The sequence below is a fragment of the Nocardia sp. N2S4-5 genome (genome assembly GCF_044628355.1).
Classification (GTDB): domain Bacteria; phylum Actinomycetota; class Actinomycetes; order Mycobacteriales; family Mycobacteriaceae; genus Nocardia; species Nocardia wallacei_B.
Map to the genome: position 1 here is coordinate 989,882 of NZ_JBIUPM010000001.1, position 15,902 is coordinate 1,005,783.

Here is a 15,902-nt window from a genome sequence, read left to right on the forward strand (position 1 = left end):
TCCAGCCTACCGGCGGCGGATATGGTCGGATGTCCGGTTTCGGTGTGGCCTCTGGTGCTTCGGGGCGGCACCTGGCAGGCTGAAGCGGTGACCCTACCTCCGGATACTCCCGGGCCGCAGTCGGGACCGGTTTCCGACAAGCTCGATGCCGCCGTGTTCAAGGTGGCCGGTGTGGTGGTGATCGGCGCGATCATGTCGATTCTCGACATCACCGTCGTCACCGTCGCCATTCCCAAGTTCCAGACCGAATTCGGCGCCAGTTACGCCATCGCCGCGTGGGCGATGACCGGTTACACGCTGGCGCTGGCCAGCGTCATCCCGGTGACGGGCTGGGCGGCCGACCGTTTCGGCACCAAACGCCTGTACATGCTGGCGCTGGTGTTCTTCGTCCTCGGCTCGGCGCTGTGCGCGACGGCGTGGAACATGCCCTCGCTCATCGCCTTCCGGGTGATCCAGGGCCTCGGCGGCGGCATGCTGATGCCGCTGGGCATCACGATCATGACCCACGCGGCCGGGCCACAGCGGGTGGGCCGGGTGATGGCGGTGATGGGCGTCCCGATGCTGCTGGGACCCATCGGCGGCCCGATCCTGGGCGGCTGGCTGATCGGGTTCCACTGGCAGTGGATCTTCCTGATCAACGTCCCGATCGGCGCGGTCGCGCTGGTGCTGGCGTACGTGGTGCTGCAGTCCGACCGGCCCGAGCCGTCGCAGTCGTTCGACTTCCTCGGCATGCTGCTGGCCTCGCCGGGCCTGGCGCTGTTCCTCTTCGGCGTGTCCTCCATTCCCGAGGAGCACACCGTGACCGCGACGAAGGTCCTGGTGCCGGCCGTGCTCGGGCTAGTGCTGCTGGTGTTGTTCGTGCTGCACGCGCTGCGCACCGAGCATCCGCTGATCGATCTGCACCTGTTCCGCAACCGCGATCTGACCTTCGCGGTGCTGACGATGCTGCTGTTCGCGGTGGCGTTCTTCGGATCCGGGCTGCTGCTGCCCAGCTATCTGCAGCAGGTGCGCGGCGAGTCCGCGCTGCATGCGGGATTGCTGCTCGCGCCGCAGGGCCTGGGCGCGATGCTGACGATGCCGATCGCGGGGCGGCTGGTGGACAAGATCGGTCCCGGCAAGATCGTGATGACCGGTCTCGCGGTGATCGCCGTCGGCATGACGTTCTTCACCCAGCTCGCCGCCGACACCTCGTACTGGATGATGGGCGCGGCGCTGTTCGTGACCGGTCTGGGCATGGGCTGCACGATGATGCCGACGATGACCGCCGCCATCCAGACCCTCACCCACCAGCAGGTGGCGCGCGGGTCGACGCTGATGAACATCGTGAACCAGACCGCCGCCTCGATCGGCACCGCCACGATGTCGGTGGTGCTGACCAACCTGCTCAACGACAAGCAGTTCGCCCAGGCCGCGATCGGCGCGAACTTCGACCCGTCCATCGCGGCGAAGCTGCCGCCGGGCGCGCTGGACGAGGGCCTGTCCCAGGCCGCGAGTTCCTTCGCCCACACCTTCATCGTGGCGGTCGTCCTCGTCGCCGCCACCCTGATCCCCGCGGCGTTCCTGTCCCGCAAGAAACCGGCCAACCCGGACGCGGTCACCGATGCCCCGGTGATGATGGGGCACTGAGTAACTCGCTGGCGCACTGAACAATTCACCACGACGCCGCGCGGACCCACGAGGGACCGCGCGGCGTCGCCGTCTTCCGGGCCGGGACGTTCACGCCACCGGGGCGGATTCGGGTTCCTGGTTGTGGCTGGGTTTGCGGGTGCGGAGCAGGATCAGGCCCAAAAGGGCTGCGGCGACGGCGAATCCGGCGCTGATCCAGGAGCCGTAGTGCATGGCGGTGGTGAATGCCGAGCGTGCGGGTTCGGTGAAGCCCAGTTGGAGGGCGGCGCCGATGTTGTCGCGGGCGGCGGCGGGGATCTCGGCGGGCATGTGGGAGGTGAACACGCCCGCGAGGACGCTGCCGAGTACCGCGATGCTCAGCGCCTGGCCGACCTGTTGCAGGGTGTCGTTCATGGCCGAGCCGACACCGGCGTGCTCGAGCGGGATGGCGCTCATGATCGAGGCGTAGGCCGAGGGGCCGGCCAGGCCGCCGCCCACACCCATCACCAGCATCGAGACCAGCACCCACAGGTAGCTGTCGGCGTTGGCGAGGACCGCGAAGGCCGCGCCCATCACCAGCAGGCCCGACACGATGAGCGTCTTGTTGCTCAGCGTCTTGCCCAGCGTGGCGCCCAGCCCGTTGCACACCGCGGCGGCGACCGCGTACGGCAGCAGCGCGAATCCGGCCTTCATCGGGGTGTAGTCGAGCACGAACTGCAGGTACTGGGTGAGCATGAGCAGCACCGCGCCCATGCCGAACACCATCAGCAGCAGTGTCAGGCAGGTGCCGGTGAAGTCGCGGTTGCGGAACACTGCCAGCGGCAGCATCGGATGTTCGGAGCGGTGTTCCCAGTAGGCGAATCCGGCCGCGGCCAGGACCGCCAGCGCGATCACCGGGATGTTCCATTCGCGTTCGATGATGACGTACACCGTCGCGGTGAGCGCCACGATCGACAGCCCCACCCCGACCAGGTCCACCGGCCGCTGTTCGCCGAAGGTCTCCGGCATGAGGACCACGGCGGCGGCGATCGCGAGGATCGCGACGGGGATGTTCAGCAGGAACACCGAACCCCACCAGAAATGCTGGAGCAGCAGCCCGCCCAGGGTCGGGCCGGCGACGATGCCGACCATCGAGACCGTCGACCATCCGGCCATCGCCTTGCGGCGCTCGTCCTCGGCGAAGGTGGTCATCAGGATCGACAGGGTCGAGGGCATCAGCAGCGATCCGCCGACGCCCATGGCGGCGCGGGAGGCGATCACCTGCCACGGTTCGGTCGACAGCACCGCCACCAGCGAGGCCACCCCGAACACGGCGAGTCCGGTGATCAGCATGCGGCGGCGCCCGAATCGGTCCGACAGCGCGCCCGCGGTCAGCAACAGGCCCGCGAACACGAGGATGTAGGCGTCGAGGATCCATTGGATATCGGCGGGGCCGGCCCCGAGTTCCCGGATCAGTGACGGTATGGCCAGGTTGAGGACGGTGCCGTCGATCATGAGCACCAGCAGGGACAGGCAGAGGACCGCCAGGATCCACCAGCGGCGCGGATCGCGGGCGACCTCGCCGGACGAATCTCGTACAGTGTTCGATTCCACTCGCACACCGTACGATAAACTCGAACACTGTGCCAGTGAATTAGGGTGAGGCGGTGGCCGAGAAGTTTTCCTCCGTGTGGACCCGCCCGCCGCGCCCGGCGCGGACGTCGGGCCTCGGGCGCGAGCAGATCGTGGCCGCGGCACTGGAACTGCTCGACGCCGAGGGGCTCGAGGCGCTGAGCATGCGCAAGCTCGGCGCCAAACTCCACGCCGGGGCGACCAGCCTGTACTGGCACGTCGCGAACAAGAACGACCTGCTGGAGCTGGTGCTCGACGAGTTCTGGGGCTACGTCGAGGTGCCCGACCCGGAGCGCAAGCCGTGGCGCGAGGTGATCACGACCTTCGTCTACAGCCTGCGCGTCACCATGCTCGAGCATCGCTGGGTGGCGGGGCTCATCGGGCAGATGCCCATGGTCGGGCCGAAGGCGTTCGAACTCAGCGACCGGCTGCGGCGGGCGTTCGTGCAGGCCGGATTCACCGGCCTGGACATCTACCTGGCGTCGGGCATGGTGATGAGTTTCGTCCTGGGACAGGTACTTCCGGAGATCAGCCTGAAACGAGTCTCCGATGGCCAGGAGTGGGACTACGACAATGCGATGACCACCCTGGAACGGGTCGCCCCCGACTACCCGGAGATGCTGCGCGACTACCGCGAATACATGCCCACCGACCCCGCCGCCGCCCGCATGGTCGCCTACGACTTCGGCCTGCTGTGCGTGCTCGACGGCCTCGAGGCCCGGCTGCGGGCCGCGCAATCGCAGGAACCCGCCCGCGAGACCCGCTGAGCACGGGTCATCCCACGGCGTCGGTGGTGTCGGGAATGCTCCAGCCGACGCTGGTCACCGACGGTTCCAGGCTCAGCCGGCTGACCGCCGCCTCCATCTGGCGGTCGTCGCGCTGATCGCCGGACAGTTCGGCGCACACCCGCACCCGCCCGCGCGCGGCGGTCGCACCCGGCTCGGCGAGGTTGCGGCTCGACACCGACACCAGCCGGAAGTCGGTGCGCGCCAACGCCTGTACCAGCAGCGCCCGCACGTGCGCCTCCGCGGCGTCGTCGGTGACCGCGGTGAACAGGTAGTCCGCGCGCTGCTCGCGGCCCGACTCGGGATGACGGTCCACTGCGCGACCGGCCCAGCGTAGGGCGGTGTTGACCGCGACCACCGCGATCGTGCCCGCCGCGGCGGTGCCGTACATGCCCGCGCCCGCGAGCGCGCCGATCGCCGCCGAGCACCACAGCGTGGCCGCGGTGTTCAGCCCGCGCACGCTCGCGCCCTCCCGCATGATCACTCCCGCGCCGAGGAAGCCGATGCCCGAAACGATCTGCGCGGCAACACGTGTCGGGTCGGCGGCGCCGCCGTGGAAGCCGTGTGCGGACAGCAGCACGAACAGCGTCGCCCCGGCCGAGACGAGTGCGTTGGTGCGCAGCCCGGCCATCCGCGCCCGGTACTGGCGCTCCAGCCCGATCGCCACGCCCAGGCCCACGCCGGTGGCCAGCCGCGCCAGCATATCGAAGGTCGTCATGAGTCAGCCCTCCCGCAGGCTCGTGGCGACCGGGACGCGCGGCGGGCTACCCGCGCAGGGGCGGGTGGGGGCGCGCAGCGGAGTGGTCGCCGAAAATCGTGTCGGCACAAGCGAATTGCGTACTGTCACCGTCGGACACGTCGACCACCTCCTTTCGCGCCGCGGAGTGGTCCGGCGTGGACGGCCGGACGGCGCACTCCTGGTCGGGCTTGTTCACCGTGCGTCGGACAGTAGACACCCGGCCGGCAGCGCCCGGCAACCCTGCTGTGAGCGGAATCGCACCACCGTCGTGCGGCCGCAGTCAGTCGCGGTAGAGGGCGCGGTACACGGTGATCACCTCGACCAGGTGATCCACCACCTGCTCGCGCGTCACCTTGAGCGAACCGTTCAGCCACGCCGAGAACATGCCCGCGTTGCCGGAGGCCATGGTGACCGCGGCCATGCGGCGGCGCACCGGATCCTCGATGTGGCCGAACAGGTGGTCCTGGATGAGCCGGGTGAACGTCGGCATCACCGCGATCGTGGTCTGCCCCAAGCCTGTACTCGAATACGGCTCCACCAGGAACAGCCGGGACTTACGCGGATCCTCGAGCACCTTGTCCACGAGCACACTCGCCAGCTCCCGGTCGCGTGCGGGACTGTCCGCGGCGGCGAAGGCGGTCATCGGCGCCAGGAACTCCTCGGCGACCTGACGGTAGAGCGTGTCCAGCAGATCGTCACGGCTGGCGAAACTCTCGTAGAAATAGCGGTCGGTGAGCGTGGCCGTCCGGCACACCGCGCGCATCGTCACCGCGCCGGCGCCCGCCTCGCCGATCAGGTCGAGCGCGGCCTCCAGCAGCGCGGTGCGGCGCGCCTCGCGGCGTTCGGTGAGCGTCGTGCCGCCCCAGATCCGAGGTTCGGCGCCGGCGGAGTCCTGACCAGTGTGCACGCGCCCACCCTAACGGCCCTCAGCCCAGCAGCTCATCGACATAGCACCAGCGCCACTTCTCACCCGGCTCCACGCTGCGCATCACCGGATGCCCGGTGGCGCGGAAGTGGCCACTGGCATGATTGCCCGGCGAGGAATCACAGCAGGCGATGTGCCCGCAAGACAGGCACATTCGCAGATGCACCCAGGTCAAACCCTCGGCGACGCATTCGGCGCAGGCGTCGGGCGTATCGGGCCGGGCGGTGTGCGGGGCCTCGCGCAGATGCTCGCAGTCACCGCCGCCCGCGGCCCGCAGCGGCCCGCTCGGCTCGTCGTCGACCTCGGCGACCCGGTCGATCGTCGACTCCTCCATGTCGAGTGCGCCCAGCACGTGCGCGAGGACCTCGTGGTCGACGGTGCCCGCGTCGCGCACCTCCAGCACGGTGGCGCGCTCGGCGGCCAGCATCGCCAGCCGCAGCCTGCGGTATTCGCCGCTGGGGGTGACCCGCACCGACTCCGCGCGCCCGAGCTGCTCCCAGGCGGCGAACGCGCGGCGCGACACCCGATCCCGCAGCGCCGTCACCACCTCCGGCGGGGTCTCCGGCGCGATCTCCGATTCCAGCGCCGCCAGCCCGGCCGTGGTCGCCTGCTGCAGCAGGTTGGCCTCCTGCAGCGCGTCCTCGGCGCGGCTGGGCCCGCGCAGCCGCAGCAGCCGCACCAGCATCGGCAGCGAAATGCCTTGCAGCAGTAGTGTTCCGCCCACCACGACCAGCGCGATCAGTTTCAGTGTGGCCAGTTCGGGGGTGTCGTCGGGCAGCAGCAGCGCCGCGGCCAGGGTCACCACGCCGCGCATGCCCGACCACGACACCACCGCCGGGCCGGTCCACGCCGGGCGCGGTTTGCCGCGCGGCCGCGATTCCACGAACCACGCGAAATAGGTGGCGGGGAACACCCACAGCGGGCGCACCACGACCACCGTCAGCAGCACCGCGGCGCAGGTTCCCACGATCGTGGGGCGATCGAGCCCGCTGTTCCAGGCGTCCTCGACGATATGGCGCACCTGCAGGCCGATCAGCAGGAACACCGCGCTCTCCAGCAGGAACTGGATGGTGCGCCAGTTGGTGCGCTCGGCGATGCGCGAGGCCGCGGTCTGCCACACCGGCGCGCCTTGGCCCAGGATCAGCCCGCACACCACCACCGACATCACCCCCGAGGCGTGCGCGGCCTCGGCGGGCAGATACGCCGCGAACGGCGCCAGCAGCGACAGGCTCGTGTCGAGCACCGGATCGGTGATGCGGCGGCGCAGCAGCGCCAGTATCGCCGCCGCGACCACCCCGATCAGCGCGCCGCCACCGGCGGCGTAGAAGAAGTCGCCGCCGGCCTGCCACACGCTGAAACTTCCCGCCATCGCCGCGATCGCGGTGCGCAGCGACACCAGCGCGGTCGCGTCGTTGAACAGCGACTCGCCCTCGAGCAGTGTCACGATACGCCGCGGCATGCCCACCCGCCGCGCCACCGCGATCGCGGCCACCGCGTCCGGCGGGGCGACCACCGCGCCGATCGCCACCGCCGCCGCGAACGGCACCCCCAGCAGCCACCACACCACCGCCGCCACCGCGAACGTCGTCGCCAGCACCAAGCCCACCGACAGCAGCGCGATCGACAGCTTCTTGGGCCGGAACTCGATCAGCGAGGTATTGATCGCCGCGGTGTACAGCAGCGGCGGCAGCAACCCCAGCAGCACCAGCTCCGAGTTGATGTCGACCTGGGGAATGAACGGCAGATACGAGGCGACCACGCCCGCGACGGTCAGCAGCAGCGGCTCGGCCATGCCCAGCCGGCGCGCCAGCGCCGCCAGCGCGACCGCCACGGCGACGAGGATCACCAGCCCGACAGCGATATGCACCCCGCCCATCCTGCCAGCACCCGCCGCGACCAGCGCGATCGGTAAGGACCTCCTCCTGCGAGCCCTCGGCCGCCGCGGAGACTCATCGCGGCGCGGACTCCAGGGGCAGGCCCGCGTCTCGCCAGGCGACGATGCCGCCGTCGAGGGTCGACGCGTCGAATCCGGCGCGGCGGGCCAGGGCGGCGAACCGCCGCGACACCTCGCCGACGGGGCACACGAATACCACCGGACGTGACCGTGAGAACGGTATGCCGTGGGTCAGCATGTCGTCGAGCTGGTCGTCTCGGATGTTCGACGCGCCGGGCACGTGCCCGATCCGGTAGGCCATCGCGCCGCGGGTGTCGACGATCGTCGGGTGTGCGGTGGCGTCGAGTTCGGCCAGTGCCGCCGGGGACAGCGCCGGCACCGCGGCCAGTTCCGCGGCAGTGGGCGGCTCGGTGCGGGAACCGCTGCGCCCGAACAACTCCGGGCGTCGCTTCTTGATGTAGGACAGGTACGGTTCGAGCCGGTCGCAGACGATGATGACCGCCACGACCGGGGTGTCGGCGGCCGAATGGTCCAGTGCGCCCAGGAAATCCAGCGCCGCCGCGTAGGTGGCGCCGCTGGTCGGCCCGGCCAGTACGCCGTAGCCGGTGGCCAGTTCCACGGTGGCGTCGATGGCGCGCCCGGAGTCCACGGTCAGGATGTGGTCGTAGAAGTCGGGCCGGAACAGCCCCACCTCCCACATCTCGGTCTCCGACCGGATACCGGGGATGAAGTCCGACCGTTCCGACACCACCGCCAGCGCCCGCAGTTCCGGATTGTGCTTGCGCAGATAGGACGCCGCGCCGCGGGTGGAGCCGGTGGTGCCCAGACCGCCGGCGAGGTAGTCGACGCGGTGCACGCCGTCGTGGGCGAGGTCCTCGTGGATCTCGCGGCCGGTGCCGTGATAGTGCGCCTCGATGTTCTTCTCGTTGGTGTACTGCGACGGATGATGGTAGGCGCCAGGGTTTTTCGCCATCGTCGACTCGATCACCGAGTACACGTCGTTGGGGGTGGTGGGATCTGGGCACTCCGACAACCCGGGCAGCTCCTCGATCTCGGTGCCGAACAGCTGCAGCAGTTCCCGCACCTCCGACACCTTGATGCGGTTGGTGACCGCGCGCAACCCGACCCCGTGCAGGGCGCCCAGGATGCGCAGCGCCTTGGCGGTGTTGCCGCTGGACGCCTCGATCAGCGTCTGCCCGCGGGCGGTGATGTCGTCGAGTTCGTCGCGGATCATGCCCCACGCCACCCGGTCCTTGACCGACCCGAATGGGTTGCAGGACTCCAGTTTCGCGTACAGCTGCACGTTTTCGAGCCCGTGCACGGCCGGATCCAGCCGCAGCAGCGGTGTGTTGCCGATCAGGTCGGTGATGTGGTCGTAGCGCATCACACCGTCCCGGAGGCGGCGAGGGCGGGCTCGTAGTCGGCGTCGGGGCAGATCCGGAACTCCCCGGATCGGTGCGCCACCGCCAGTTTCGGCGGCAGCGGATGCATCGAGGCGGCCGCGGCGGACAGGTCGGAATGGTAGGCGGCGGTATTGGGGAACACCACCAGATCCCCGGGGCGCGGCCGCGCGTCCAGCCACACCTTGTGATTGGTGATCAGATCGCGTTCCAGGCACAGCCGCCCGGCGAAGAACACTCCCACCGGGCCGGGCTCTGCCACGGGGCCGCTGTCGCCCGCGGCGGGCAGCACGATCGGATCCACCATCACCTCCTGGTCGGCCGGGGTGACGGTGTCGCGGCTGAGGTCGAGATTGACCAGCACGCTGCCGTCGGCGGCCTGTTTGACGAATTCCACTCGGGCCAGGGTGATTCCGGCGTGATCGACCAGCGCCTTGCCCGGCTCCAGCCACAGCTCCAGCAGGTTCTCCGCGGCCAGCTGCGCGACGGTGCGCCCGCCGTGCGCGTCGAGCGGTGCGGTGAGCAGATCGTCGAGCATGCGGGCGGCGGGCACGGTGTTGGCGTACTTGTGGAACACGGGTGTGCCGTGCACGCCGGCGCCGTCGACATGGAAGCCGAAGGTGTTGCCGCCCCATGTCATCGGCTCGCCGCGGCCCAGCAGCGCCTCCCGCAGCGCGGCGACATAGCCGTCGAAACGGTCCGCGTCGGCGGTGAACACCTGCCGGAAGCCGCCGCCGATATCGAGCACCGCGGGCGCCAGTCCATGGGAATAGGCGCGCTCGACCAGGCCCAGGCACGCCTCCACCGCACGCACCCGTTCGGCGGGTTCGCCGGAATCGATATGGAAGGCGAACCCGCGCAACGTGATCCGGTCACGCTGCGCCGCCGCCAGCCCCAACGCCTCCTCGGCCTCGCCCAGCGCGATCCCGAACCGGCTCACCGCGCTCGCCGCGAACCCCGAAACACGCAGCAGGACAGGGACAGCCGCGCGCTCCCCGGCCAGCTCGGCGATTCGCCGCAGTTCCCACAGATTGTCCACATTCACCGTCACCCCGGTATCGACCAGACCCCGCAGCAACGTCTCACCCTTCGGCCCGGTCACCTCGATGCGCTCGGGCCCGAACCCGGCCTCGGTCGCCGCCGCCAGTTCCTGGGCGGAGGCGACATCGACGGCGATCCCGGCCTGTTCGGCGGTGCGCAGGAACGCCCGCGACCGATTCACCTTGTGCGCGTAGCAGATCCGGTGCCGCGGCGACCGCCGTTCCAGCACCGCGCGCAGCCGGGCCAGGTTCTCCGCGTACACCTGCGGGAACACCAGGTGAGCGGGGGAGCCGAAGCGGGCCAGCGCGTCCGCGGCCGCGCCCGGGGTGTCGAGGAACGCGCGCACCAGCGGATGGATCTTGGCCGGTAGCGCGGGTAGCGCGGCGGTCATACCGCGCTTTCCGCGCCGCGTGACACGATGGGCTCGGCCGCGGGCCGGGTCCGCACCGGGTTGTAGCCGCCGTCGCGCAGGGCCTCGAACGCGCGGTGGCGGTTGCGCGGGCTGCGGAATTCCGCCACCACGCGCTTGCTGATCAGATCGACCTCGTGCACCCGGATCCGCATCGACTCCAGCACGCCGGTGATGGTGCGCACGCAATGCTTGCAGTTCATGTCCGGCACATAGAAGATCTGGTCCTCGGCGGCGAGATCGCCGGCGCCGGGCTCGGATTCGCCCGGCGTCTCGGTCACCGTGATCGTGGTGACGGTGTCGCAGAACAGGTCCACGAACCGGTCCACCACCGTCGGCAGCACACTGGAGTGTTCGCCGTCGACCCGATGCGGCATCGCCGCCAGGCACGACGGGCGGGTGCCCGGCGCCAGCAGCGCGTACTGGCGCGAGATCAGATCCAGTTCGTCGTGGTACTTCTCGATCGCCGCGGTCACCGACAATCCTTCCGGGCCGGTGGCGCGGCGCATCACGGTGTGTGCGTCGGTGATGGTGGCGTCCTTCATCGCGCGCAGGGTGGCGACGGTGTCGGCGGTGTAGCGCACGGTGCCGTCGGGCTGGGTGGCGAGGGTCGCCGGGATCATGCCGCGCCGGTAGGTGGAGGCCTGCAACTCCCAGAACCAGCGGGTGGCCACGGCCGCGAAGATGCCCGAATCGCGGATGCCGCAAGCGAATTCGGCCGGTGTGCGGTACGGGGTCCAGCGGGCCAGCAGCGCGTGCTGGGCCAGTACGCGCCCGCACGCCTCGATCCCGACCCGGAAGATGTCGATCGGGTCGTGATCGGTGGTGGTGCCCGCCAGCACAGCGCGATCGCGCGGGCCGAGGGCGGTGATCCGGCCGGCCAGGGCCGCGTCGCCGGCCAGGGCGTGCCACAGCCGCAGCACCGTTTCCCGCATCGCGATCGGCACGATCGGGCCCAGGCCGCCGGCATGGAAGTGCCCGGTGTTGGGGATGCCGTCGGAGTCGGTCCACTCGATCCGGTGGGTGGCGCTGGTGACCTGGTCGGCGCGGCAGGGCCGCATGAACCGTTCCAGATACAGCCGTTGTGACAGCGTCAGATGGCCGCCGGGTTCGGGACGCATTGCCGCGGTGCGGTATTCGATCTCGAGCGGTCCGGGATCGGGCGGGTCGGCGAACAGGCCGGGGCGGGCCAGCCCGGCGAGGACGCGGGAGGCCGCGCGCCGGTCGTAGCGGGGGTGCGCCGGATCGGTTGTCATCGGACCTCCGTGGCAATGGTGGTGACACACCGCACGAATCGGTCGATCTCCGCGGCGGTGTTGTACAGGTGGGTGCTCACCCGTACCGAATCGTCGTCGGCGACAGCGGCGCTGCCCGACGGGACGCAGTGCGCGCCGGTGCGGACGAGGAATCCGGACTCGGCGAGCACGAAACCCAGATCGGTGGCGCCGATGCCGTCGAGAGTGAACGACACGATGCCGTACCCGGTCTCGCACGGCGCGTACGCCGGGCCGGGCAGGAACTCCAGCCCCGGCACCGCGCGCAGGCCTTCGATCAGATGCCCGGTCAACGCCCGGTTGTGCGCGGCGATCGTGTCCAGCCCGACCGTGTCCAGGAACTCCAGCGCCGCGCCGAGGGCGAGCAGTCCGGGCAGATTGGGTGTGCCGCCTTCCAGCCGGTCGGGCATGGGGCCCGCCGCCAGCCCCGAATCCGTCGCCGCCACACCGGAATTGCCGCCGGGCAGGAACGCGGTGAGCTGATCGTGCACGCGGCCGCGGCAATACAGCACGCCGGTGCCGGGCGCGCCGAACATCTTGTGCGCCGACAACACCGCGAAATCCGCGCCGAGTTCCTCGACGTCGACCGGTATGTGCCCGGCGCTCTGGCTGCAGTCGAAACACAGCAGCACCCGCGGATCGAGGCGGCCGCGCAACTCCTCGAGCGTGGTGCGGGCGCCGAACACGTGATGCAGGTGCGAGATCGTGATCAGGCGGGTACGCGGCCCGAGTTTGGCGGCGATGTCGTCGATGTCGGCCTCGCCGAGCGCGGTCACCCGGTAGGGGACCAGCCGGATGTGGCGACCGAACCGGCGCAGCGTTGCCTGCAGGTGCTGCCAGGGATACACGTTGGAGGCGTGATCGCGTGGGCTGTACAGGATTTCGTCGCCGTCGTCGAGGGTGGCCAGGCCCCACGCCAGCGCGACGGCGTTGAGGCCCGCGGTGGCGCCCGCGGTGAACACGACCTCTTCCGGTGCGGCGCCGAGGAATTCGGCGGTGCGGGCGCGGACCCCGGCGACGGCGCGGGTGAGGGTGGTCGCCCACGGGTAGCTGCCGCGCCCGGCGTTGGCGGTGCGGGAACTGTGGTAGCGGTGCACGGCCTCGATCACCGGGCGCGGCTTCTGCGTGGTGGACGCGCTGTCGAGATACACCTCGGCGGACTCGGCCAGCGCGGGGAACAACTCGCGCAGCGCCGCCGCGGGAACGGTCGGTGGCGGTCCGTCGGGGACAGTCCATGACGCAGATGACCGCAACGCGACGCTCCCTTCGGGTCGTGACGCTCCGACCTCACCAACGATCCGACCCCTCAACGATACGCATATTTCGCGACCTGTTCGAAGGTTCTCCCGGACAACGAGTTTCGGCCGCCGCCGCGGCGCGCACGGCGCACGGCGCCCCGGTGCGGGCCCGGACGGTACGGTGGACACCATGGCGCTGACTCCGCGAGACCGCGAGAAGTTCCTGTCCGAACCGCATGTCGGGGCGCTGGCGATCGCCGCCGGACCCGACCGCGGACCACTCACCGTACCGATCTGGTACGACTACGTTCCCGGCGGCGAGCTGTGGTTGCTGACCGGTCCGGAATCGAAGAAGATGACGCTGCTGCGGGCCGCGGGGCGGTTCAGCCTCATGGTCGAACGCGTCGAACCGACCGTCAGGTACGTGACGGCGGAGGGTCCCGTCACGCGGATCGTCCCGGCCACCGACGCACTGCACGAGGCGATGGTGCGACGCTACCTGCCCGAGGACAAGGTCGCCGGATACCTGAAGTTCGCCGAAAGCCTCGGCGAGCAGTCGGCGGTGTACATGCGGCCCGAGCACTGGCTCTCGGCGGATCTGGGTGACCTGAACGAATTCTGAACCCGGGCACGCACTCCGGACGGCCGCTCAGTTGCCCGCCGGATCGGGCCCGCCGGGATTGCAGCGGGCCTGCACGGTGCCCTGATAGCCCGGCGCCGGTCGCCACGGCTCCAGATTCCAGCTCGGCTTGTCCGGTGCGACGAGGCGCGCCCACTCCCAGTGGCACTTGAACTGGTCGTACATGCCGGGACTGTCGGCGTCGGGCGCCGCGGTGACCACCTCGCCCCAGGCCCGGTCCAGGGCGGCGGGGAAGGTGTCGGCGCGCCCGGCCGGACTGGGATAGACGCGCAGGCGGCGGCCGTCGGGGTCGTCGCCCCACTCGCTGCGGTCGATCAGCGCGCTGTCGGCGTACTCGTCGACGGTGGGCATCGCCGCGAATGTCGACCCGGTGCCCGTCGCGGTCGGCGTGGCGGTCCGCGCCGGCGGGGTGATCGTCGTGGTGACGCTGGGCTCCGCGGCGACCGGCGCGGGATCCTCGGCGCCGCACCCGGCCGCCGCCGGCGCCGCCGCCAGCAGCACCGCCCCGACCACCCGCCTGACGCTGTGGCGCACCGCGAACTCCTGCCTGCTCGTGCCTTCTCGCGCCGCTACCGTACCCGGTCGGGCCGCGGGCGCGGCAATTCGCTTGCTGCCGAGCCGGTTGCGAGACCGGCCGGGCCGATTCGGATGAGCCGGAACACGGGCCGGGCAACGTAAAGTAGGACGGGTGGCCGCACAGCTGACCAAGGGACAAGTCGACCGCCTCGCCGTCGACGACATCGTGGTATCGGTTCGGCACAGCGAGCCGATCGACCTCTCCGCACTGCTGCTCGACACCGGCGGCCGCGTGCGCTCGGCCGAAGACCTGGTCTTCTACAACCATCCCGCGGGCCCCGGCGTGCGGTTGGCGCCCGAGCACGCAACGCTGTCGATCGCGCTGCGGCAACTGCCGCCCGACATCCAGCACGTACGGGTGTCGCTGTCGCTCGAGGACACCGCGGCCCAGTTCGCCGGTTTCGCGCCGCCGCAGGTCCTCATCGAGGACGCCGCCGGAAACCTGGTGTACGAGTACGTGATCGACGATGTGAGCCAGGAATCGGCGGTCATCGCCTTCGACCTGGACCGCGCCGGCGCCGAGTGGCAGGTGCGCACGCTCGGGCACGGTTATCCCGCCGGATTCGCCGCCCTGGTCACCGCGCACGGCGTCCCCGTGGGCGGTCCCGCCGCCGAGGTCTACCGCGGTCCCGCGGTGCTCGACCCCGGGCAGGAAGTCGCGCTGAGCGAGATCCGCAAAGGCGATCTGTCGCTGGTGAAGATGGCCGTCGGCTGGGACCCGGTGAAGGTGCACGGCCCGCGCGGACTGCGCGATCTCGAGATCGACCTGGACGCCTCGGCGCTGTTGTTCGTCGGCCACGACCTCGTGGATGTCGCCTTCTACCAGCAACTCGCGTCCCGCGACGGGGCGGTGCGGCACTCCGGGGACAACCTGACCGGTGAGGGCAAGGGCGACGACGAGGTGATCACCGTCGACCTGGGCCGGTTGCCGACACAGGTGACGGCGATGGTCTTCGTCGTCACCTCCTACGCCGGGCACACCTTCGAACGCATCCGCAACGGCTACTGGCGCATGGTCGACGGCTCCACCAACGCCGAACTCGTGCGCGGCAACCTGCGCGGCGGCGGCCCGCACACCGCCATGGTGGTGGCGAAGGTGTATCGCGAGAACGCCAACTGGCGGCTGGCCTCGATCGGCGCGCCCATCGAGGCCGGGCATCCGGTCGAGGCGGTGCCACTGGTGGCGCCGTATCTGTAACCGCCCGTTCCGAAAACACGAGAGCGTGGGGACGACATGACAGCACCGGCCGTGAAATGCCTTGTCTGGGAACTGGACAACACGCTGTGGGACGGCGTGGTGTGCGATTCGACGAGCGGGCCGCTGCGGCCCGACGCCGTGCGCGCGCTACGCACCCTGGCCCGCCGCGGGGTCGTGCACGCCGTCGCCAGCCGCGGCGAATGGGACTGGACCAGCGACAAATTGCACCGGCACGGGCTGCACGCCGCCTTCGCCGCCGTCGAGGTCGGCTGGGGACGTAAATCCGCGGCCATCGCCCGCATCGCCGACCGGCTGCGCATCGACCTGACCGCCGTCGGCTACCTCGACGCCGAACCGCTGGAACGCAGCGAGGTCGGCCACGCGCTCCCGCAGGTCCGCTGCTACGCCGCCCGCCACGTCGACGTCCTCACCGCCCTCCAAGAATTCCGCGCACCGGTGTCCACCGCCCCGCCCCCGACCTCGCCCATGGGCTTCGCCCACATCCCCGACCAGTGAACATCGGCGCAGGCCCGCGCTCGACCGGTGCCGGGTCGTAAAATCTTGTGC

Annotated in this window: 14 protein-coding genes; 5 read left to right on the plus strand and 9 right to left on the minus strand. The window is 70.4% G+C overall.

The annotated features are described in order from the left end of the window. Positions 1–87: 87 nt before the first annotated feature. A complete protein-coding gene (locus ACFMRZ_RS04375) occupies positions 88–1,626 on the plus strand; it encodes a DHA2 family efflux MFS transporter permease subunit (protein WP_400178004.1) in 1,539 nt (512 codons plus the stop codon). Positions 1,627–1,716: 90 nt separating this feature from the next. On the opposite strand, the gene ACFMRZ_RS04380 is transcribed toward ACFMRZ_RS04375, so the two are convergent. Continuing rightward, positions 1,717–3,198, minus strand: a complete 1,482-nt coding sequence (locus ACFMRZ_RS04380; protein ID WP_400178005.1) for an MFS transporter — start codon at positions 3,196–3,198, stop codon at positions 1,717–1,719. 53 nt (positions 3,199–3,251) lie between these two features. Between ACFMRZ_RS04380 and ACFMRZ_RS04385 the strand changes: the two genes are divergently transcribed. Next, positions 3,252–3,983, plus strand: a complete 732-nt coding sequence (locus ACFMRZ_RS04385) for a TetR/AcrR family transcriptional regulator C-terminal domain-containing protein (RefSeq protein WP_400178006.1) — start codon at positions 3,252–3,254, stop codon at positions 3,981–3,983. A gap of 7 nt (positions 3,984–3,990) precedes the next feature. On the opposite strand, the gene ACFMRZ_RS04390 is transcribed toward ACFMRZ_RS04385, so the two are convergent. The 7 genes from ACFMRZ_RS04390 to ACFMRZ_RS04420 form a co-directional block, all read right to left on the minus strand. After that, entirely contained in the window at positions 3,991–4,719 is a 729-nt protein-coding gene (locus ACFMRZ_RS04390) for an MgtC/SapB family protein (RefSeq protein WP_400178007.1), read from the minus strand. A gap of 301 nt (positions 4,720–5,020) precedes the next feature. Further along, positions 5,021–5,647, minus strand: coding sequence for a TetR/AcrR family transcriptional regulator (locus ACFMRZ_RS04395; RefSeq protein WP_400178008.1), 627 nt, complete (start codon positions 5,645–5,647; stop codon positions 5,021–5,023). 19 nt (positions 5,648–5,666) lie between these two features. Next, a complete protein-coding gene (locus ACFMRZ_RS04400; protein ID WP_400178009.1) occupies positions 5,667–7,541 on the minus strand; it encodes a Na+/H+ antiporter in 1,875 nt (624 codons plus the stop codon). 73 nt (positions 7,542–7,614) lie between these two features. Further along, a complete protein-coding gene (locus ACFMRZ_RS04405; protein WP_400178010.1) occupies positions 7,615–8,943 on the minus strand; it encodes a pyridoxal-phosphate dependent enzyme in 1,329 nt (442 codons plus the stop codon). Next, positions 8,943–10,391, minus strand: coding sequence for a decarboxylase (locus ACFMRZ_RS04410; protein ID WP_400178011.1), 1,449 nt, complete (start codon positions 10,389–10,391; stop codon positions 8,943–8,945). Before ACFMRZ_RS04410 ends, ACFMRZ_RS04405 begins: the two co-directional genes overlap by 1 nt. Beyond that, positions 10,388–11,665 carry a heavy-metal-associated domain-containing protein gene (locus tag ACFMRZ_RS04415; protein ID WP_400178012.1) on the minus strand — a complete coding sequence of 426 codons (1,278 nt, stop codon included), beginning with the start codon at positions 11,663–11,665 and terminating at the stop codon, positions 10,388–10,390. The genes ACFMRZ_RS04410 and ACFMRZ_RS04415 overlap by 4 nt, the downstream gene beginning before the upstream one ends. Continuing rightward, a complete protein-coding gene (locus ACFMRZ_RS04420) occupies positions 11,662–12,936 on the minus strand; it encodes an aminotransferase class V-fold PLP-dependent enzyme (RefSeq protein ID WP_400178013.1) in 1,275 nt (424 codons plus the stop codon). The genes ACFMRZ_RS04415 and ACFMRZ_RS04420 overlap by 4 nt, the downstream gene beginning before the upstream one ends. Positions 12,937–13,111: 175 nt before the next feature. On the opposite strand from ACFMRZ_RS04420, the gene ACFMRZ_RS04425 reads away from it, so the two are divergent. Continuing rightward, positions 13,112–13,543, plus strand: coding sequence for a pyridoxamine 5'-phosphate oxidase family protein (locus ACFMRZ_RS04425; protein ID WP_400178014.1), 432 nt, complete (start codon positions 13,112–13,114; stop codon positions 13,541–13,543). Between the two features lie 27 nt (positions 13,544–13,570). On the opposite strand, the gene ACFMRZ_RS04430 is transcribed toward ACFMRZ_RS04425, so the two are convergent. Next, entirely contained in the window at positions 13,571–14,095 is a 525-nt protein-coding gene (locus ACFMRZ_RS04430) for a DUF2599 domain-containing protein (protein ID WP_400178015.1), read from the minus strand. Positions 14,096–14,249: 154 nt separating this feature from the next. Here ACFMRZ_RS04430 and ACFMRZ_RS04435 point away from each other — a divergent pair, with 154 nt between their 5' ends. Both ACFMRZ_RS04435 and ACFMRZ_RS04440 read left to right on the plus strand, forming a co-directional pair. Continuing rightward, positions 14,250–15,335 carry a TerD family protein gene (locus ACFMRZ_RS04435; RefSeq protein ID WP_280276334.1) on the plus strand — a complete coding sequence of 362 codons (1,086 nt, stop codon included), beginning with the start codon at positions 14,250–14,252 and terminating at the stop codon, positions 15,333–15,335. Between the two features lie 36 nt (positions 15,336–15,371). Further along, positions 15,372–15,851, plus strand: a complete 480-nt coding sequence (locus ACFMRZ_RS04440) for a hypothetical protein (protein WP_280276335.1) — start codon at positions 15,372–15,374, stop codon at positions 15,849–15,851. The last annotated feature ends 51 nt before the right edge of the window (positions 15,852–15,902 follow it).